This is a genomic window from Kitasatospora sp. NBC_01287 (assembly GCF_026340565.1).
Classification (GTDB): Bacteria; Actinomycetota; Actinomycetes; order Streptomycetales; family Streptomycetaceae; genus Kitasatospora.
The window spans coordinates 92,143-111,431 of the sequence record NZ_JAPEPB010000001.1 but is presented as its reverse complement, the minus strand read 5'-3'; the positions used below and the strand labels follow the sequence as shown (position 1 = coordinate 111,431).

The window sequence follows — 19,289 nt, the reverse complement described above, 5'->3', positions numbered from 1 at the left end:
CGACGCTCACAGGCCTTGAGGCCGGCGTCGCCCCTTGCCCGGCCCAGTGCCGGGCCGGCCCTGCGTGCCCCTGCTCCGGCTCACCGGAGGCGGGGCACCGCGTTCCACCTGGAGTCACCATGAATCGACTTGGACCAGGTCAGGCCAGGCACCCGCACGACACCCCGAGGCCCGGGTGGCGGGCCCGATGACACCCGTCTCGCACCCGCCGGCCGCCGCGCCCGCGTCCGCGCCGCGGCCGGGCTCCGCGGGCGACTCCCCGGGCCCGGCCGGCCTCGCGGACACGGTCATGCTGCGGATCAACCCGCTGGCCGGCCGCCGCCTGGGCAGCCCGGAGCTGACCGCGGCGGTGGGCGCCCTGGTGACGGCCGAGCGGCTGTGCGCCGCGCTCGGCGACGCCGCCCGGGCCGAGCTGTTCGACCTCGCCGCGACGGCCGCCGGCCGGGACCTCCAGCGCATCCTGGAACTGAAGCGGGCGGTCTACAACCAGCGCGCCCCCAGGGCCTCGGCCACCGGCCGCGCCTGGCCGGCCGCGACCGGCGCGTGGCTGGCGGCCCGGCAGCGCGGCGACCTCGCGCGGAGCGTGCTGACCACCGGCTACGAGACCTGCCTGGCCCAGGAGCGGGCCGTCCTGGCCGAGATCATCGGCGCCGAGCCCTTCCAACTGTCACTGGCACTGGGCTCGCCCCAGGTCCTCGCGGCGGTGCGCCGCTACGCGCGCTCCGCCGGCCACCCCTCCAAGCAGGACCGCAAGTCCGAGCGGGGCATCCTGCAGCACCTGGCCCGGGCCATGGTGCGCACCTCGCCGCTCGCCCGGTTCACCGCGGTCGGCTTCGCCTCCTGGGCCGAGCGGGGCACCGCGCTCGACCGCGTCGTCTTCCAGCGCCGCCGGGCGCACTCGTTCGCCTCGGTGGACCGGGCGCTGTTCTCCCCCCTGGCCGAAGGTCTCCTGCCGGCGGGCGGCACGCCGGGAGAAGCCGCCGCAGGCGGCTCCGGGACGGCGGCCACCGTGATGCGGAACCCCTCGATCCGCACCACGCCGGACGCCGTGCGCTTCCGCCACCGCGACGGCGCGCAGATCCGGGTGCTCTCCACTCCGCTCACCGCTCAGCTGCGGATCCTGCTGGACCTCACCGCGCTGGGACCGGTGGCGACCGGGGAGCTGGAGCAGGCGCTGGCCGCTCGTCTCGGGGGCACCCCGCAGGAGGCCGGCCGGATGGTCCGGGCCGCCCGCGACGCCCAGATCCTGCTCCCCGGACCGGTCCTGGACGAGCAGGCGGCCGACCCGCCGGCGCTCGCCCGGGAACTGCTGCGCGAGTGCGCCCCGGACGCGGCCGGGGAACTGGCGCGGGTGTCGTCCTCGCTCGGTCGCCTCCCGACGGCCACGGTGCCGGAGCGGGTGGCCCTGCTGAACCGGCTGGAGTCGGCGCAGCGGCGGTTGAACGCGCTCGGCACCCGACCGGGCCGGCTGCGGGTCAACGAGGACTACGTCCTCGACCCGTTCGAGGTCTCGGCCGCCGGCTACCGGCAGGCTCTCGACGACCTCGCCGGGGCCGTCGAGTTCGCCGCGCTCTTCGACCGCCATCACGAGCTGCGGGCGCTGGCGTGCACCCTGTTCGTGGACCGCTTCGGTTCCGGCGCCGCGGTCCCGCTGGTCGACCACGCCGCCGGCCTGGTGGACGAAGTCCTCCGCCGCGAGGCCCGGTTCGACCGTGAGGCCCGGATCGATCGTGAGGCCCGGACCGACGACCCGGTTGCGGAGTTCGGCCCGGTTGCGGACTTCGGCCCGCGCGACGGTTCGCTGGCGCGGCTGTTCGGGCTGCGCGCGAGGGCCCTGCGCACGGTCGCCGAGCGGATCGCCCGCCACCGGGCCGAGCACCCGGGGGCCGAGGAGCTGGCGCTGGAGCCCGGCCTGCTGGCCGAGTTGGCGTCCGCGCTGCCCGAGCGCTTCCGGCGCTCACCCGCCTCGTACGGGCTGCTGGTCCAGCCGGTCGCCGGCCGACTGGTGCTGAACGGCTGCTACCCCGGCCACGGCGGCCTCGGCACGCGCTTCCTCGGCGCGGACCGCGAGCTGGGCGGCCGGGCGGCCGAGTCGACGGCCCGGCGCGCCGCCGCCTTCTTCTCGGCGGACGGTGCCGAGCCGCGCGAGGACCGCGGCCTGCACGGAGTCAACATCAACCACCGGATCCCGCTGCTGGAACGGACCGTCACCCCTGAGGAGTGGCTCGGGATCCGGCTGGCGCACGACCCGGGGGAGGACGAACTGGTGCTGCTGGACGCGGACGGCGTCCGGGTGCGCCCGGTCTCGCTGGGGATGCGCTGGCCGGACCTGCACCCGGCCCCGCTGCGGCTGGCCACCTGGCTGGCCGACACGAGCCGGGTGATGGTCGAGTCCTTCGGCTGGGAGGCGGCCCCCGCCGCCCCCGCCGCCCCCGCGCTCGCACCGGAGCGCACCGCGGCCACACCCCGCCTGACCACGGGTCAGGTGGTCCTGCAGCGCCGCCGCTGGTACCCCGGGGCCGACTTCCCGGCCGCCCCCGGGCCCGGGGGCCCGGCCGGCCACCTGGTCGACCTCACCGCCTGGCGGGCAGTGCACGGGGTCCCGGAGGAGGTCGTGATCAAGACCGGCTTCGACCCCGTCTCGATCTCCCGCGCCATGGCGGCCGGCGCCCAACCGGCGAACCGGCGCCCGGAGAAGCCGCAGTACGCCGACCTGGCCAGCGCGCTGGCGGTCCGGGTGCTGCCCCGGCTGCTGGAGCGCCGGCCCCCCGGCGGCTACCTGGAAGAGGCCCTGCCCGGGGTCCGCCGGGGGCGCCACGCCGCCGAGTGGGTCATCGAGCTCGACCGCCCCGCCGGGGCCCGATTCCAGCTGAGGACGCCATGAGAGTGAAGCTCCGCCCGGACGCGCACTACGCCCCGGTGCCGCAGGGCGTCTACTGGGCCCGGGGGGACAGGTCGTTCGTCCTGTCCGGCCCGCCCGCGCTCTTCACCGTCGTCGACGACCAGCTCGACGCCCTGCTCGACGGTACGAGCGTGGACGAGATGGTGGCGGCGACCGGGGACGAGCGGGCCCGGCCGGTCCTGGAGCACGTCGTGCGCACGCTGGTCACCCAGGACGTGCTGATCGACCTGGACGCGGTCCAGGGCCCGCTGCCGGACCGGGAGACCGCCAGGGAGCACGCCGGGCTGCTCTCCTACCTGGAGGCGAACTGCGCCGAGCCGTACCGGGCCTTCGCCGCGGTGCGCGCCGCCCGGGTGGCGGTCGCCGGCGGCGGACCCGGGGCCGACGCGGTGCGGCGCGGGCTGGTCGCCAACGGCACGGGTGAGACGACGGAGCTCCACCTTCCCCCCTCCTCGGGCGGCCCCTCCTCGGGCAGCCCCTCCTCGGGCAGCTTGGCACCGGACAGCCTGGTACCGGACAGCCTGGTACCGGACAGCCCGGCACCGTCGTCGGTGGTGGTGCTGATCGACGACTGCGACGCGCCGCTGGACCTGCTCGCCGCCGCCGCGCTCCTCGCGCCGGGCACCGCGGTGCTGCCGGTGGCCGCCGAGCCGGCCCTTGCCCTGGTCGGGCCGGTGTGCACGACTCCCCGGCAGCTCCGGGCCTTCGAGGCCGTCCGGGCGCGCGCCGCCGACTGGCAGCGGACCGGGGCGGAGCCCGCGGCACCCCGTCCGGTCAGCGCGGTCCTGGCGGGTTCCCTCGCCGCCCATGCCGTGCTGGCCCACCTGGCCCACCTGGCCGGCGCCGGGGAGGGCCGGCGCACCGCGTGGGTGGTGCACGGCTCCACGGCGCAGACCAGGGTCGTACCGGTGCCGGACGCCGAACCCGGACCGGCCTGGCGCCCGGTGGACCTCACCGAGGCCCTCGCCACCGCCGAGCGCCGGCGCCCCGAGGAGGCGCGGCCGTTCGAGCTCGACGCCGCACTCACCACCCGGTGGACCGGTCTCCTGCGCTGGGGCCGCGACCTCGACCTCCCGCAACTGCCCGTCAGCCTGGTCACCGCCGAGCCGGTGGCCGGCCCGGGACCGTCGCCCGCCCGCACCGCCGACCGGACCACCGGCACCCCCGCCGCGGCCCCGGGCCCGTCCGTCCTGGGGTGGGGCCGGGACCGCGCCGCCGCGGGCCTGACGGCCGCGCTCGCGGCGCTGCGCCACCACGCCGGCCAGGAGTGGAGGGGGGAGAGCGTCGCCGGCCTGATCCCCGCGGCGGGGCTCACCCAGGCCCACTGGCTGGTGGACGGCCTGCTGCGGCAGGCCGGAGCGAGCGAACTCGCGCGGTCCGCCGGCACCGCGCTGCCCTGGGACGAGGTCGGAAGCATCGCGGTCCGTTCGCAGTGGGGCTTACTGCGGGACTTCTTCGACGTCCCCGCCGAGTTGCGGCTGCGCACGGTGGCGGGGCTGGACTGGCAGCTGGTCAGCGTGACGGACGAGACCACCGGGGAGGTGCTGGCCACCCAGTGGGGGCCGAGCCCGGCCTCGGCCGCGTACGCGGCCCTGCTCGCCGCCACCGCCCGCGCCCAGTTCCGGGCCGCCGGGCGGAGCTCACCGCAAGCCCGCGTCCTGCCACCGGACCCGGTGGGGACCTGGTCGCTGGAGATCGCCGCGGAGCACGAGATCCTCGACTGCCTGCGCCGGCTCCTCGCCCGGGCCCAGGCGCTGGGGCTGCGCCCCCGAGCGCGGCGGCTGGCCCACGACGCGGTCCTCGGCGAGCTGTCGCCGGCCTGCGGTTGGGTGGCGCTCGGATGAGCGCGCACCACCCCGACCGGCGCCGACCGGCGCCGCGGGTGCCGACCGTCCGTTCCGCGCCCCGGATCCTGGCCGGGCCGGGCGCCCCGGCGGACCTGCTGGCCCTGCCGTGGCAGGAGCAGCGGGACGCGCACCTGGTGGCCGTCGCCGCCGGTTGTGACATCCCCTGGGAGCGGCAGGTGCTGGGCATCGCCCGCGCGCGGGGCACGTCCCTGCTGTCCGTGCGCGCGACCCTCACGGAGGTCCTGGTCGGCCCGCTCTGGACGCCTGACGGCGCGTCGGGCTGCGCGGGCTGCGCCCGGATCCGCGATGCCGACCGCCACCTGCCGCGGCTCGCCCACCGCTCGGCCCACCACCCCGCCGCCCCGGCGGCGGACGGCCTCGCAACGGGCGGCCTCGCAACGGGCGGCCTCGCGGCGCCGCGGGCCGGCACCCCGGTCCTGCCGCCCGCCCTCGGGCAACTCCTGGCCGAGCTGCTCCGACATGACCGTCCCCTGCTCGCCCCGGGCGAGCTGCTCTCGCACGCCCCCGACGGCGTCCTACGCCGGCACCGGGTAGCGCCCAGCTTCCGCTGTGCCGTCTGCGGGGGCGGCACCGACCCGCGGGTCGGCCACCCGGGTGAGCCGCCCCGGCCGCGCCGACTCGTCCCCCGCCCCACCGCCCGCGCACTGCCCGACCGGGGTGAGCCTCCGTTCGGGCTGGACCCCGACCGGATGCGCGGCGCGCTCGCCGACCCCCGGTTCGGACCGGTGCTCGGGACGCGGCGGTCGGGCCTGGTCGGCATGGCGATGACCGAGACCCACCTGCTCGGAGCGATGTTCGCGGGCCACGGCCGCGGCTCGACGTACCGGCACGCCGAGGCCGTGGGCTGCCTGGAGGCGTTCGAGCGCAGCGGCGGCCACCCGCACGTCGCGCCGCTCGTCCTCGGCGCCAGCGCCCGCGAGCTGGGCGAGGGCGCGCTGGACCTCGCGGGGCTCGGGCACTACACCGCGCGGCAGTTGGCCTCGCCGCTGAGCCACCTGCGGCCGGTCGACGACGACACCCCGATGGACTGGGTGTGGGGCCATCAGCTGGACGGCGGCCGACCGCTGCTCGTCCCGGCCGAACTCGGCTTCTACCAGTACCGGTACCCGGCCCTCTCCAGCGCGCCCGAGCACGTCAGGAGGACGCACTACTTCCACGAGTCCTCCAGCGGCTGCGCGCTCGGCGGCAGTTACGAGGAGGCCACCCTGCACTCCCTGCTGGAGCTGGCCGAGCGGGACGCCTTCCTGCTCTCCTGGCACCGCCGCCGGCCCCTGCCCCGGATCGCGCCCGGGGAGATCACCGACCGGGAGTGCCTGCTGCTGATCCGGCAGATCGAGGACCAGGGCTACCAGGTGCACCTGCTGGTCGCCACCTCGGATCTCGCGGTCCCGGTGGTCTGGGTCCTGGCGCGGCGCGAGGACGGCCGGATGCCGGCCGCCCTCAGCGCCGCCGGTTCCGGCGCCGACCCGGTCCGGGCCGTCAGAGCCGGTCTGTGGGAGCTGTCCCAGCTGGTCAGCGCGGGAGTGAACTGGGACATCGAGGCGGCCCGCCCGGCCGTGGCCGATCCCTGGCTGGTCGACGACATGTCCGACCACCACAAACGGTACGCGTACCCCGAACTGCTGCCCCGGATCGAGGCCGTGCTGGGCGGGCCGGTGGTGAGCCTGGCCGAGGCGTTCCCCGGCTGGCCCGAGGTCTTCACCAGCGCCGCTCGCGGAGACGTCACGCGCGCACTGCGCTTCGTCGCGGGGCTGTTCCGGCGGGCCGGACTGGAGCGTGTCGTGGTGGTCGACCAGTCCACGCCCGAGCACACCGCGGCCGGGCTGTCCGTCGTCAAGGCCGTGGTTCCAGGCATCCTGCCGATGTGCTTCGGGCAGGCGCAGCAGCGCCTGGCCGGACTTCCCCGGCTGGTCGAGGCGATCGCGGACGCGCGGGGCACGGCGCCGTGCGACGAGGACTTCCCGTTCGACCCCCACCCCTTCCCCTGAGCACCCGCTGAGCACCCGTCAGGCCCATTGAGTACCCGGAGAGGGCAGCGCCACCGATGACGACGACGACCGAGGTCCGGCTCTTCGCCTACCGGCAGGGCCCGTTGCGGGCCGGACTGGCCGAGCAGCCCCAGGTGGACGGCACCGCGCCCACCACAGCCACCCTGCCCCCGACCGCGGCTCGCGGCGCCGGGGGACGGCCGCTCCCGGCCGGCACCCATCGGCTGCTGGCCGGCGCACGGTACCCGCGGCCGCTCACGCCCGGTGCCGTCCAGGCGGTGCCGCCCGGGGACCTGGTGGGCCACCTGCTCCTCGCCGCCGTCGGCCTGCAGCGGCGGGAGCCGTCCAACCGCTTCAACGACCACCGCTCGATCGCCTCGGTGCGCAGCAAGTTCCCCGTGCACGTCTTCGTGCTGGCGCCGGACGGAGCGTGCGCCTACCTGGACCTCTACCGGCACGCGCTGGTCGACCTCCCGGACACCCTCCCGGACGCCCTCCCGGACGCTGTGGCCGCCGACGGCGGGTTCGCGCACCTGCTGCCCGCCGCCGGCGACCTCACCGTGCTCCTCGCCGCCCGCTACACCGACCTGCCCGCCTTGTACGGCCGCCTGCGCTGCGCCCTGAGCCTGCTGGAACTGGGCATCAACCTGCGCGCCCTGCACATCGCCGCGGACCTGCTGGGCGTGCGGGTCCGGCTGCGGTCGGACGGCAGGGACACCGCCGCGGCCGCCCGGCTGCTGGCGGGCAGCGGCCCGGGTGCCTGGTCCCCGCCCCTGGTCGTGACCCTGCAAGGCGTCGGTCCGCTCGCCCCGAGCCGTCCCCTGCCGAGCGCGGCCGCCTCGGACCTGCCGCAGCACGAGGAGGACCGCGCGCTGCTGCGTCAGCAGGCCGGCCACGCCACGGTCCTGGAGGCGGCCGAGGTGACCGCACCGCTCGCCGGGCTGTCCTGTGCCGCGGCCGAACCGGTGCGCGGCGTGCCGGACCTCGCCGCCGCCGACCCCGGCACGGTGCGGCCCACCTGGGCCGAGACCCTATGGAACCGGTCCGCCGGGCGGGCCCCCGCGGTGGTCTCGGGATTCTCCGCCAGGCCCACCGTGCTCGGCGGGGACTGCCTGGCGGACATGCTCGCCTGGATCGGCCGGAGCGCGCCGGGGCCGCTGCTCGCCGAGGTGGGCCGCAAGGTCCGGACCACCGTCGCGCTCCAGCGCCTGGCCGGGCTGCCCACCGGCCGCTACGCGCTGGTGGAGGGGCGGCTCGAATGCGAGCAGGAGGACCCCGGACTGCCGCAGCGGCTCCAGGACGCCTTCGGCTACCCGCTCACGCCCACCACCGACTGCGGGCTGCGCCATGCGACCGCGATGTGGGTGTTCTCCGCCGACCTCGACGCGATCCTGGACGCGTTCGGGCCGGCCGGCTGGTCGCTGCTCCAACTGTGGTGCGGCTGGGCCTCGCACGGGCTGGCCACCGCCGCCGCCGCGCACGGCCTGTTCGCCCGCCCGGCCCGCTCCTTCGACGAGTTCTGGCTGCAGCGGGCCATGGGGCTGCCCCGGGAGGTCTTCCCGGTGTTCACCGTCATCTGCGGCCGCTCCCGGTTCGCCGAGCCGATGCTGGACCTGAGGGCATGACGACGCCCGACGGGCCGAAGCCGCACGGCGCCGGTCGGCGGAGCCCGCGGAGCCCGCAGAGCCCGCAGAGCCCGCAGAGCCCGCAGAGCCCGCAGAGCCCGCAGAGCTGGCGGAGCTGGCACCTGCACCTCGCCACCTTCGCCCCGGTAGCGCTGGACGCCGTGGTCACCGAGGCAGTGGGCCCGCTGGCCGACCGCCTGGGGCTGCTGGAGCCCGATGGGCCGCCGTGGTTCTTCGTGCGCTACTGGCAGGGCGGCCCGCACCTGCGGCTGCGGATGGCCGGGCTGACGCAGGCCGAGAGCGACCGGGTCGAGGCTGTCCTGACCGACCGTCTGCACGCTCTCGACGCCGCCCTGGCGCCCTCGCAGCGGCTGGACCAGCACACTTACGCCCGCGCGGTGCACCGGCTCGCGGCCGCGGGCGAGCGGGGGGTTCCGATGGCGGCCGGAGAGCTGCTCCCGCCGGGCGTCCGAGCGGCCGCCTACGAACCGGAGCACCAGCGCTACGGCGGCCGCCACCTCATCGCGCGCTCCGAGCACCTCTTCCACTGCTCCAGCCGGGTGGCCCTGCGCGCCTGCCTGGCCAGGGCGGGCACCGCTCACGCACTCGCCTCGGGCCTGGAGGCGACCGCCGCCGCCTGCTCGGTCCTCGGCGGTGCCGGGCCGTCCGGCAGCCTGATCCGCTTCCTGAAGGCGCAGCGGGACAGCTGGCTGGAGTGGGCCCGACCCGAGGGCGCCCGGGCCGACAGCTCCGTGGACACCAGCCGGCAGCGTGCCGCCACCGCCCGGGCCCAGGTCGCCGCCCTCGACACGCTCGCCCCCCGACTGCGCGAGGCGATGCGCGGCGGCGACCCGCGCTGGGCGCAGTGGACGGACCCGCTGGGAACCGCGCTGCGCACCTGGACGGCGGAGTTCGGCTTCGCGCGCGCTGCCGGGATCTTCGGTTCGCACGTCCACATGACGGCCAACCGGCTGGGCGTGGGCGCCGGAGGGGATGCCCGGATCGCCGCGCTGCTGCTGGCCCTGCTCGACCCGGCCGCCGCCGAGCCCGGGTCCGACTGACGGGTGCTCGCGGGCCCGGCGCGGCAGGCGTGCCACCCGCGTGCCACCCGCGTGCCACCCGCGCGGTCACGGGCGCGGTCACGGGTGCGGTCACGGGCCTCCCAGGGCCGGGACCGTGCCCAGCACCGCTGCCCTGACCCCGGCCTGGAACCGGCTCGACGCGCCCAACTGGTCGAGGATCTCGGCTATGTGGCGTCGGCAGGTGCGCAGCGAGATACCCAGCCGGCGGGCCACGGCCTCGTCCTTGGCCCCCTCGGCGAGCAACTGGACGATCCGGTGCTTGAGCTCGATCTCCGTTCCGTCCGCTGCTCCGTCCGCTGCTCCGTCCGGGGGTGCCACCGACTCCTGCGATTGCGCCGTCCGGGTCCAAGCGGCCCTGAAGAACTGCGCCAGCTGCCGCACCACGACCGGCTGCGTGACCACGGTGACCTCGACGGCCCCGGGGGAGGGGATCAGTGCCACGGCGTCGTCGATGATGAGGATCTCGTGCAGCTCGACCCAGGTCGTCCTGACGGACCGCCGGCTCTGTCCAGGTGCCGCGCGCTGCCCCCTCGTCGGACGGCTGATCAGTTCCTGCACCGACAGCCGCGGATCCGGCCAGGCCGCCTCCTGTGCCTTCAGGCGGTCCAGGAACGGCGAGTCGGACGAGCGGACGTGCGATATCCGCCGAGCACCGTCGGCCAGTGCATCCAGCACGAGCCGGACCGCCTCGTCGCAGGGCAGCACGGCCGGAGCCGTTGCCGGGCCGTGCTGCTCCTGGCTGTGCTGCTCCTGGCTGTGCTGCTCCGGGCCGTGCTGCTCCAGGCAGTGCGGGCCCCCTCGATCGGTCAGGGATCTCACCTGCGCCTGAGCCTGCGCCAGTTCGGCCTGCCACCTCTCCAACTGCGCGGACAGCTCCGCCAGCAGGTCGGCCGTCTTCGTCAGGGGACATCCGGTCTCGGCGGTGGAACCGCCGTGGTCGATCAGCTGCGGCATGTCGGTCAGATCCACTCGCGAACCGGCCGCGGAGCCGGGGACCCGTCGGCCCCTGTCACGTCCCCGTGCCGAGGTCGACCGCACCGCGGGGATCCGGTGCGGTGAGGGACGACATCCTCGCCAGGCTGGAGAGCAGGAGGAACGGCTGGCACGAGAACTCCTTGACGGTACACCGGCACATGTCTGCGCACGTCGGGAGCGGTGGGTCCGCTGCCTGTGGCCGGTGCGCTGACCCTAGCGCCATGATCCGACGACCCTGCCGCGCGCTACCGGCCCCGGGCCCCGGGCAGCGGCGGGTGGTCCTCCAGGAAGCCGCCCGACTGGTGCTGCCACAGCTTGGCGTAGGCGCCGTCCACGGCGAGCAGCTCCTGGTGGGTGCCCTGTTCGAGGATCCGGCCGCGGTCGAGGACGACCAGCCGGTCCATCCTGGCGACGGTGCTCAGCCGGTGCGCCACCACCAGGGCCGTGCGTCCCTCCATGAGTTGCCAGAGTGCTTCCTGGACCAGGATCTCGCTCTCGGAGTCCAGGGCGCTGGTCGCCTCGTCCAGCAGCAGGATGGGCGCGTCGCGCAGGATCGCGCGGGCGAGGGCGACCCGCTGGCGCTGCCCGCCGGAGAGCTTCACGCCGCGCTCGCCCACCATGGTGTCGAAGCCCTCGGGCAGCGCGTCGGCGAACTCGGTGACGTGGGCCGCCTCGGCCGCGCGGCGGATCTCGGCCTCGGTGGCCTCGGGCCGGGCGAACGCGATGTTCTCGCGCAGGGTGCGGTGGAACATCGCCGGGTCCTGCGGCACGTAGGCGATCTGGCCGCGCAGGTCGACCTGGCGCAGCCTGGTGATGTCCTGACCCCCGATCAGGATCCGTCCGGCGTCGATGTCGGTCATCCGCAGCAGCAGCCGGGTGAGCGTGGTCTTGCCACCGCCGGACCGGCCGACCAGGCCGATCTTCGCCCCGCTGGGCACCACCAGATCGAGGCCCTCGAAGATCGGTTGGGCACCGGCGTGGGCGAAGGTCACCCGCTCGAAGCGGAGGCCGGAGCCCCGCGAGCGCAGCGGTTCCGGCACGACCGGGTCGAGTACGGTCGGCGGCGTCCGCAGCAGCTCGGTGAACTGCGCGGCCTCCGTCATCGAGCTCTCCAGGCGGCGGTAGATCTGGTTGAACTCGAACATGACCCGCGTTGCGCTGCTGTAGTACGTGAAGGCGACGATCACCTCCTCCACGCTGCCTCCGCCGCCGCCGAGCGTGACCGCGAGCAGCAGGCCGAGCGCGTTCGTCAGCACGGACATCGGAGCGACCAGCGTGTCGATGCGCAGGTTGCTGTAGTCCCAGGAGCGAAGTGCCAGCCGGCGTGAGTGCGCGACGCGGGAGCGGTGCTCGGTGGCCTCGCGCTCCTCGGCGGCGAACGCCCGGACGGTGTCCATGTTCATCAGGCTGTCGGCCACGTGGCCCGACACCCGGGCGAACGCCTCCTCGCGCTGGTCGACCAGTTCCTGGCGGCGCCGGATGAGTGGCGTCACGCACGTCGCGGTCACCGCGATCATCGCCAGCAGCCCGACGACGAGCAGCGGTTGGTACTGCCACAGCACCACGGAGCCGAACAGCAGCGGCACCAGGTTGGCCACCACCGAGAACGTCAGCGTGTCCACGAACTCCTCGAAGCGCGAGGCGAAGCTCAGCACCCGCTTGGTCAGCGACCCGGCGAAGTTGTCGTGGAAGAACGCGGAGTCCTTGGCGAACAGCTCGTCCATCCCGATCACGTACAGGCGCTCGATGCCGCGCGCTTCGAGGCGGTTGATGCAGTGCAGGCCGATGCGCCACAGCGTCTCCGCGACCAGCAGGGCACCGGTGAAGGCCAGCACGTAGGGCAGCGTGCTGCCGATGCCCAGCCCTCGGCCGGGGGCGCCCGCATCGGCGGCGATGCGACCGACGAGCTTCGCGACGACCAGCGGCGCGATGTAGGCGATGCCGATGTTGCCCAGCGCGGGCAGCAGCATGGCCGGCAGCGCCACCCGTGGCGACCGGGCGAGCTCGCGCGCGTAGTAGCGAAGTGCGAGGAGCATCGAGGCCCGGCCCGGCGAGCCTTGGTGTGATTCGGACGATTCCATCCCAACCCCGGTTGGTCGTAACGGCGGTGAGCGAGGAGGCCAGGAGCCGTAGTTTCCCGCGAGCGCGGCCGGGGTGTCCAAGCGTTTTCCGCCCGGCCGTCGACCACCCGGAGTGTTCCCCGGCGGTCCGCCGCCGCGCCGCGCCGCGTCGCGTCGGGTGCGAGCCCCGGGGCGCCCCTTGTCCGGGCGGGCCGCTCCCCTTGTAATTGGTCCAGACCTATTGACGAGTATTGCCGCCGCTCCTACGATCCGGTCCGGCACAGCCCCACATGTCCCCACCTCACCCAGAGCCGGGCGCCGCGCCCCCACGCGCAGGTCATGGCCACACCCATGGCTGTCCCATGTCCATGTTCATCTCCATGTCCATGGCGCTCGGCGGGAAGGGAGAACCGCATGTTCCGTCGGAGGTCGCGCTCCACGCGCCCGTCAGGCGATCCGCGCCCGTACCCGGATCCAACCCGCCCCTGCCCGGATCCCGGTCGCCTCGGGAGCGACCAAGCCGGTAGCGAACCACCGCGCGCCCTGCACCGGCAAGGAGTGAGCGCGCGGCACACCGCGTCACCGGACCGGGCGGCCGGCGCCGAGCACGCGTCGCCGCTCCTCAAGCGCTCGCTGGCCGCACTGAGCGCGGCCGCTCTCGTCGCCGCGGCCATCGCCGTGGTCGGATCCGCCGCGGCCGTGGCCGCGACCACCAACCTGGTGGCGAACCCCGGCTTCGAGAACGGGCTATCGAGCTGGACCTGCTCCGCCGGCTCGGGCGCGACGGTCACCGGCCCGGTCCACTCCGGAACCTCCGCACTGATCGCGACGCCGACCGGCCAGGACACCGCGCAGTGCAGCCAGACCGTCAGCGTGCAGCCCAACTCGCAGTACACGCTGAGCGCCTACGTGCAGGGCAGCTACGTCTACCTGGGCGCGACCGGCACCGGGGCCGGCAGCGACCCCTCCACCTGGACACCGGGCAACGCCTCCTACGGCCAGCTCAGCACCGGCTTCACCACCGGAGCGAGCACCACCTCGGTGACCGTCTACCTCCACGGCTGGTACGGGCAGCCCGCGTACTACGCGGACGACGTCTCACTCACCGGCCCCGCCGGCAGCAGCCCCACACCCACCAGCGCGCCGCCCTCGACCGCGCCGCCGAGCAGCGCGCCGCCCACGTCCGCGCCGCCGAGCAGCGCTCCGCCGACCAGCACGCCGCCCACGTCCGCTCCGCCGAGCAGCGCGCCGCCCACGTCCGCGCCGCCGAGCAGCGCTCCGCCGACCAGCACGCCGCCCACGTCCGCGCCGCCGAGCAGCGCGCCGCCCACCGGCACCACCTGCCCCACCAAGCCCAGGCCGTCCGGCAAGGTCCTACAGGGCTACTGGGAGAACTGGGACGGCGCGGCCAACGGCGTCCACCCCGGCATGGGCTGGATCCCCATCACCGACAGCCGGATCGCCGCCAACGGCTACAACGTCATCAACGCCGCCTTCCCGGTGATCCTCTCCGACGGCACCGTCGAATGGCAGGACGGCATGGACACCAACGTCAAGGTCGCCACCCCCGCCCAGATGTGCCAGGCCAAGGCGGCCGGAGCGACGATCCTGATGTCGATCGGCGGGGCCTCCGCAGGCATCGACCTGAGCTCCAGCACCGTCGCCGACCGCTTCGTGGCAACCGTCGTCCCCATCCTCAAGCAGTACAACTTCGACGGCATCGACATCGACATCGAGACCGGCCTGTCCGGAAGCGGCGACATCAACACGCTCTCCGCCTCCCAGGCCAACCTCGAACGCATCATCGACGGCGTGCTCTCCCAGATGCCCGCCGGCTTCGGCCTCACCATGGCCCCCGAGACCGCCTACGTCACCGGCGGAAGCATCACCTACGGCTCGATCTGGGGCGCCTACCTGCCCATCATCAAGAAGTACGCCGACAACGGCCAACTGTGGTGGCTCAACATGCAGTACTACAACGGCAGCATGTACGGCTGCTCCGGCGACTCCTACCAGGCCGGCACCGTCCAGGGCTTCACCACGCAGACCACCTGCCTGAACAACGGCCTGACCATCCAGGGCACCACCATCAAGGTCCCCTACGACAAGCAGGTCCCCGGCCTGCCGGCCCAGCCCGGCGCCGGCGGCGGCTACATGACGCCCAGCCTGGTCAGCCAGTCATGGAACGCCCTCGGCGGTTCGCTCAAGGGGCTCATGACATGGTCGCTCAACTGGGACGGCTCACTGGGCTGGACCTTCGGCGACAACGTCAAGTCCCTCCAGGGCCGCTGACCTCCCGCTGACCCCCGCACACCGCCCGGCCCGGCCTGGAGCCCCCACCCACCGCCCCAGGCCGGGACCCGAACTACACGCCCCGCCCGCACGCCCCGCCCGCACAGACCGCCCGCACACCCCGCCTGCGCACCCCGCCGACCCGGGCCGGTCCGCAGGTCGACCCGTTCGGGCGGTGGCAGCGCCCGCGGTGGGCTCTGCGAGGATGGGCGTTCTGGCCTCGGGCGGCGCGGAAGGGCGGCGGTGCGGTGGAACTCGATCCGAGGAGACTGCTGATCCTCTGCCAGATCGCCGACGCGGGCGGCGTGGCGGGCGCCGCGCGGGCGCTCGGCCACACCCCCTCCGCGGTCTCCCAGCAGCTGAGCAGGCTGGAGCGCGAGGTCGGCGTCCCACTGGTGGACCGCAGCGGCGGGCGGGCCGAACTGACCGCCACCGGGCGCCTGCTGGCAGGTCACGGCGAGCGGATCGGCCGGGCACTGCAGGACGCGGCCCGCGACCTGCGCGCGCTGGGCGGTGTCACCGCGGGCCCGGTCACCATCGGTGTGCCGCCGCCCGCGATCACGTTCTTCGCCACCACGGCCGTGCACCTCCTGGCGCGCACCCATCCCGACCTGACTCCGCGTCTGGTGGAGACCGGCAGGCAGCAGGGGCTGCGGGCGCTGCGCCTGGGTGAACTGGACGTGCTGGTCATCGAGGACGACCGGCAGGAACCCACCGCGCTGCCGACCGGAGTCGAGGCGAGCGTCATGTTCGAGGACGCCTACCGCCTGGTCCTCCCGCACGACTGGCCGGTGCCCCCCGACGCGGGCCGGCTGTCCGCGCGCCCCTGGATCGGTGCTCCGGTCGGATCGCCGCGGCACCTGGCCTTCCAGCGCCTGGCCGCCCAGCACGACATCGTGCCCTCGTCGGAGCACCTGGCCGGCTACCGCTTCGCCGTCTACACCATGCTCGCCGCGCGCCTGGGCGCCGCGATCCTGCCCGCCAACGCCGCCGCCCTGATCGGACCGGGCGCCGGCACCGTCACCAGGCTTCCGGTTCCCGGCAGCTACCTGGTACGCCTGCTGCGTCGCACCGGACCCTGGGGGGCGGCGCCGGCGGTGCGGGCGGCGGCCGAGGCGCTGCAGAGCGCGCTCCTGATGGCGAGCGAGCGGCTGGCGGCGCAGGGCATGACCGAGGGCGACCCGCGCGTGGATCCCCACCTGGTCGACCCCAGCGAGCGGACCGCGTCCGACGACGGGCAGGAGCCATCCGCCACGACCGCGTAGGCGTCGCTGAACGCCGGGGGTCGGCGCCGCCGGCGGCCCGCCGCCGCTCCCGGCGATGACCGGCGCCTCCTGGCCAGCCGGTGGCGCTGACAGGTCGCCCGTACGACCCGCGCTCTGCCGAGGCCCCGGTGCGCGGGGTGGCGGCCGGGCAGGCTAGGTTGCTCGGATGAGTCTCCTTGATGATGTGGCCGAGCGCGACGGCTGGCGGTGCTGGGTGTGCGACGAGGCGGTCGACCCCGACAAGTCGGTGAACGACCCGCGGGGGCCCAGCGTCGACAGCCGGACCGCCGACCGGAAGGCCAAGGTCGCCGAACGGCTCGCGCACCGCGGGTGCAACACGCGCAAGGGCGCGGTCAAGGTGGTCATCGCCTGGCCGGACCGCCTGTACGTGGTCGAACCCGCGCCGCTGATCACCGTTGCCGGGAGGCTGGAGCGCAAGGGGGGCCGCGAGATGGTGGGCCGCTGCCCGACCAGGAAGGACGCCCAGGAGGCGGCGGATTGGCTGGTCGACCGGTTCTCCCGACTGGTACCGGGGCTGCCGGTGACCGCCGACGTCGAGGCGGGCGGCGGCCAGTTCCTCGTCATCCTGGCCACCGGCCGCCGATGACCGGGGATCACCGGCGCACGCTCGCGTCGAGCTGAGCCATCGGCCCACTGGTTCCGCGGCTGACCTTGACGGTAGACCCGTTGGGCGGATTGCGGCGAGGATTCGGCCACAGCGTGTCGCCGCCAGTTGGATGACCGGGCAGGGGCGGGGAGTTGGACGCACGGATTTCCGTTGCCGGTCGGTTCGGCGAGGAGTCGACCTACTACGTGACCCTGTGCTCTGTGGGTGGGAAGTCAACCAGGTCACGACCATGATCGACGACGGGTCGTCGGCTGCCGAGATCGCCGTGCGGGTCGCTGACGTGGCCGGGGCGACCACCGGCGTTCTGCTGCTGTACTTCGTCGGTCACGGCATGCTGTCACCGGCCGGCGGCTTGTCTCTGGTGATGGCTGCCACGCGCCAGGACCGCCCGACGATCACCGGCCTGCCGTGGGCACACTGGCCGAGGCCCTGCGGCTCAGCCCGGCGAAAGCCCGAATCACGATCCTGGACTGCTGCTTCGCGGGCCGAGCCATCGAAGCTCCCGCCACCGAGGGGCAGGCCCTGGCCGACCTCGCGGATGTCCAGGGCGTCTGCACGCTGACCGCCACCACCCGCAACCGCACCGCTCACGTCCCGCCGCCGCACGAGCAGGACGCCCAGCCGACCTCGTTCACCGGGCAGCTTTGTGAGCTCGTGCGCACCGGCATGCCGGGCCGGCGCTGCCCCCCGGGTGGCCTTGGGTCGGCTCGTCGAGGCATCGTCAGGGATGTGCGAATCAGTATTCGGTGTTCGCATGAATGTACGGATTATTCGATCGGGAAATGCTCCAACTCCACTTGGTTTAACGGCTGGTGGCTGGGCAGACGAGGAATGGTGGGCGCGCAGAAGCGTGTTCGAGATGAGAAGCGCCGGAGAGTTCCTCCCCGTTCAACCTCGGGGGGTTGCCATGGAGTGACTCAACGTGAAGACTATGGCGAGTTCGCCCCGGGGGAGCGAATCGGCTTCTGGGTCTGTGCTGCCCAAATCACCTGTGGTGGAGGGGTTCTGCGCAGCCGTTGCGCGGAAGAGGGCGGGAAGAGAGCGGTGAGGGGATTGCGATGTCAGGTTGGTTCACCGCGCGGGGTGGGGCGCGGGGCGGCGGCCGACCGCTGAGGCGCACCAGCCGGCGCCGGGTGTATCAGGCGCCCTCTCCCGCCCGGGCATCAGAACCCCGGTAGCGGCCCCCCGAGCCCGCGCAGTCGGCGTCCGACCGTACCCAGTTGGCGTGCCCGGGGAGAGCTGTGCCCCACCGGGAGCCGCGGTGCGGCCCGATGACGCATGTCCGCCGGGCGCGACCCGGCGCATCCCGTCCAGACCCGGCATGCTCGCGAGCCGTGACTCAAGGAGAAAAGGTGGCCTCCCGTCAGTTAGGCAGCTCGGTATTACTGTTGGAGGAGATATCCAACCGCTGGTCGGCCCTATGTGAGGCCGGGCCGCTGCGGTACGAGGAGAGTCAGGGCCTGTGGCAGGTCCTGGACTACCAGACGGTGGCCACCGTGCTCGCCGATCCGGTGACCTACTCCTCGGACCTCTCCTCCCTCGCCCCCACCCAGGAGGACTTCGAGACCTTCCGGCAGGGCAACTTCGTCGGCATGGACCCCCCGGAGCACCGACAACTCCGCACACTGGTGAGCCAGGCGTTCACCCCGCGGGTCGTGCAGGGGTTGGCGCCGCGGATCGAGGCCTTGTGCGCGCGGCTGCTGGACGCCGTCGCCGACCACGACCGGTTCGACCTGGTCGACGCGCTGGCCTATCCGCTCCCCATCATCGTCATCGCCGAACTGCTCGGCGTTCCGGCCGAGGAGCACCGGCTCTTCCAGGAGTGGGCGAGCGTCCTGTTCAGTGGTGACCAGCTCGGTGAGGCGCCCGACATGGCCGACCTGGCAAGGGCGTTGGAGGCCATCGCCCCCACCGTGCGTGAGATGAACGGGTACATGCTGGAGCACATCCGCACCCGCCGCGCACGTCCGGGGGACGACCTCACCAGCAGGTTGATCGCCGCCGAGGTGGACGGCGTGCGCCTGGAGGACCAGCAGATGGTCGGGTTCGTCGCCCTGCTGCTGGTCGCCGGGCACGTCACCACGACCGCGCTGCTGGGCAATGCCGTGCTGACCTTCGACCGGCACCCGGGCACGGACGCCGAGTTGCGCGCCGACCCGGGCCTGCTTCCGTCGGCCATCGAGGAGGTGCTGCGCTGGCTGCCCCCCTTCGCCGAGTTGGGACGCCGCGTCGCCCGGCCCGTGGTGCTCGGCGGCCACGAACTTCCGGCCGAGTCCATGCTGATCACCCATCTCGGCGCCGCCAACCGGGACCCGGCCCGCTTCCACGCGCCCGATGTCTTCGACCCGACCCGTCGGCCCAATCCTCATCTGACCTTCGGGCACGGCATCCACTTCTGTTTCGGCGCGCCGCTGGCCCGGTTGGAGGCGATGATCGCTCTGCGCATGCTGCAGGAACGGTTCCGCACCCTGGCGGTCTCCTCCTACGAGGACGTCGTGTACCAGAACCCGGCCGTGATCCTCGGCGTGCGCCGACTGCCGGTCGAGGTCGTCAGGTCCTAGGCCTGGCCCGCCCGCTTCCCCCGGTCGGCCCGCGCTCACCCGC

General features: G+C 74.4%; 12 protein-coding genes. 9 read left to right on the top strand and 3 right to left on the bottom strand.

Annotation, left to right across the window (positions count from 1 at the left end; genetic code table 11):
* Positions 1–187 precede the first annotated feature (187 nt).
* The 5 genes from OG455_RS00335 to OG455_RS00315 are packed head-to-tail and all read left to right on the top strand — an operon-like array spanning position 188 to position 9,444.
* The gene (locus tag OG455_RS00335) at positions 188–2,884 is read left to right on the top strand and encodes a lantibiotic dehydratase (RefSeq protein ID WP_266288890.1); all 2,697 of its coding nucleotides are present in this window, start codon (positions 188–190) and stop codon (positions 2,882–2,884) included.
* Positions 2,881–4,746: a hypothetical protein gene (locus OG455_RS00330; protein WP_266288888.1), complete on the top strand. Its 1,866-nt coding sequence runs from the start codon at positions 2,881–2,883 to the stop codon at positions 4,744–4,746. Before OG455_RS00335 ends, OG455_RS00330 begins: the two co-directional genes overlap by 4 nt.
* Positions 4,743–6,758: a YcaO-like family protein gene (locus OG455_RS00325; RefSeq protein ID WP_266288886.1), complete on the top strand. Its 2,016-nt coding sequence runs from the start codon at positions 4,743–4,745 to the stop codon at positions 6,756–6,758. The genes OG455_RS00330 and OG455_RS00325 overlap by 4 nt, the downstream gene beginning before the upstream one ends.
* Positions 6,759–6,814: 56 nt before the next feature.
* A complete protein-coding gene (locus OG455_RS00320) occupies positions 6,815–8,383 on the top strand; it encodes a hypothetical protein (protein ID WP_266288884.1) in 1,569 nt (522 codons plus the stop codon).
* Positions 8,380–9,444, top strand: a complete 1,065-nt coding sequence (locus tag OG455_RS00315; RefSeq protein ID WP_266288882.1) for a thiopeptide-type bacteriocin biosynthesis protein — start codon at positions 8,380–8,382, stop codon at positions 9,442–9,444. The genes OG455_RS00320 and OG455_RS00315 overlap by 4 nt, the downstream gene beginning before the upstream one ends.
* A gap of 90 nt (positions 9,445–9,534) precedes the next feature.
* On the opposite strand, the gene OG455_RS00310 is transcribed toward OG455_RS00315, so the two are convergent.
* A complete protein-coding gene (locus OG455_RS00310) occupies positions 9,535–10,419 on the bottom strand; it encodes a helix-turn-helix transcriptional regulator (protein WP_266288880.1) in 885 nt (294 codons plus the stop codon).
* Between the two features lie 266 nt (positions 10,420–10,685).
* Positions 10,686–12,476 (bottom strand): ABC transporter ATP-binding protein, encoded by a 1,791-nt coding sequence (locus OG455_RS00305; protein WP_266288878.1) that lies wholly within the window; start codon positions 12,474–12,476, stop codon positions 10,686–10,688.
* Positions 12,477–13,058: 582 nt separating this feature from the next.
* On the opposite strand from OG455_RS00305, the gene OG455_RS00300 reads away from it, so the two are divergent.
* The 3 genes from OG455_RS00300 to OG455_RS00290 all read left to right on the top strand — a co-directional run bounded on the left by OG455_RS00300 (position 13,059) and on the right by OG455_RS00290 (position 16,664).
* On the top strand, positions 13,059–14,792 hold the full coding sequence (locus OG455_RS00300) for a chitinase (protein ID WP_266288876.1): 1,734 nt from the start codon (positions 13,059–13,061) through the stop codon (positions 14,790–14,792).
* Positions 14,793–15,040: 248 nt separating this feature from the next.
* Positions 15,041–16,057: a LysR family transcriptional regulator gene (locus tag OG455_RS00295; RefSeq protein WP_266288874.1), complete on the top strand. Its 1,017-nt coding sequence runs from the start codon at positions 15,041–15,043 to the stop codon at positions 16,055–16,057.
* Between the two features lie 166 nt (positions 16,058–16,223).
* Positions 16,224–16,664: a hypothetical protein gene (locus OG455_RS00290; protein WP_266288872.1), complete on the top strand. Its 441-nt coding sequence runs from the start codon at positions 16,224–16,226 to the stop codon at positions 16,662–16,664.
* 345 nt (positions 16,665–17,009) lie between these two features.
* Here OG455_RS00290 and OG455_RS00285 read toward each other — a convergent pair whose 3' ends face one another.
* A complete protein-coding gene (locus OG455_RS00285; protein ID WP_266288870.1) occupies positions 17,010–17,441 on the bottom strand; it encodes a hypothetical protein in 432 nt (143 codons plus the stop codon).
* A gap of 632 nt (positions 17,442–18,073) precedes the next feature.
* On the opposite strand from OG455_RS00285, the gene OG455_RS00280 reads away from it, so the two are divergent.
* A complete protein-coding gene (locus OG455_RS00280) occupies positions 18,074–19,246 on the top strand; it encodes a cytochrome P450 (protein WP_266288868.1) in 1,173 nt (390 codons plus the stop codon).
* Positions 19,247–19,289: the final 43 nt, after the last annotated feature.

What these genes read in the sequence shown, in the direction of transcription:
- OG455_RS00310 (WP_266288880.1), bottom strand. Translation starts at nt 10,419, where the DNA reads ATGCCGCAGCTGATCGACCACGGCGGTTCCACCGCCGAGACCGGATGT.
- OG455_RS00320 (WP_266288884.1), top strand. Translation starts at nt 6,815, where the DNA reads ATGACGACGACGACCGAGGTCCGGCTCTTCGCCTACCGGCAGGGCCCG.
- OG455_RS00325 (WP_266288886.1), top strand. Translation starts at nt 4,743, where the DNA reads ATGAGCGCGCACCACCCCGACCGGCGCCGACCGGCGCCGCGGGTGCCG.
- OG455_RS00330 (WP_266288888.1), top strand. Translation starts at nt 2,881, where the DNA reads ATGAGAGTGAAGCTCCGCCCGGACGCGCACTACGCCCCGGTGCCGCAG.
- OG455_RS00290 (WP_266288872.1), top strand. Translation starts at nt 16,224, where the DNA reads ATGAGTCTCCTTGATGATGTGGCCGAGCGCGACGGCTGGCGGTGCTGG.
- OG455_RS00305 (WP_266288878.1), bottom strand. Translation starts at nt 12,476, where the DNA reads ATGCTCCTCGCACTTCGCTACTACGCGCGCGAGCTCGCCCGGTCGCCA.
- OG455_RS00315 (WP_266288882.1), top strand. Translation starts at nt 8,380, where the DNA reads ATGACGACGCCCGACGGGCCGAAGCCGCACGGCGCCGGTCGGCGGAGC.
- OG455_RS00285 (WP_266288870.1), bottom strand. Translation starts at nt 17,441, where the DNA reads ATGCGAACACCGAATACTGATTCGCACATCCCTGACGATGCCTCGACG.
- OG455_RS00335 (WP_266288890.1), top strand. Translation starts at nt 188, where the DNA reads ATGACACCCGTCTCGCACCCGCCGGCCGCCGCGCCCGCGTCCGCGCCG.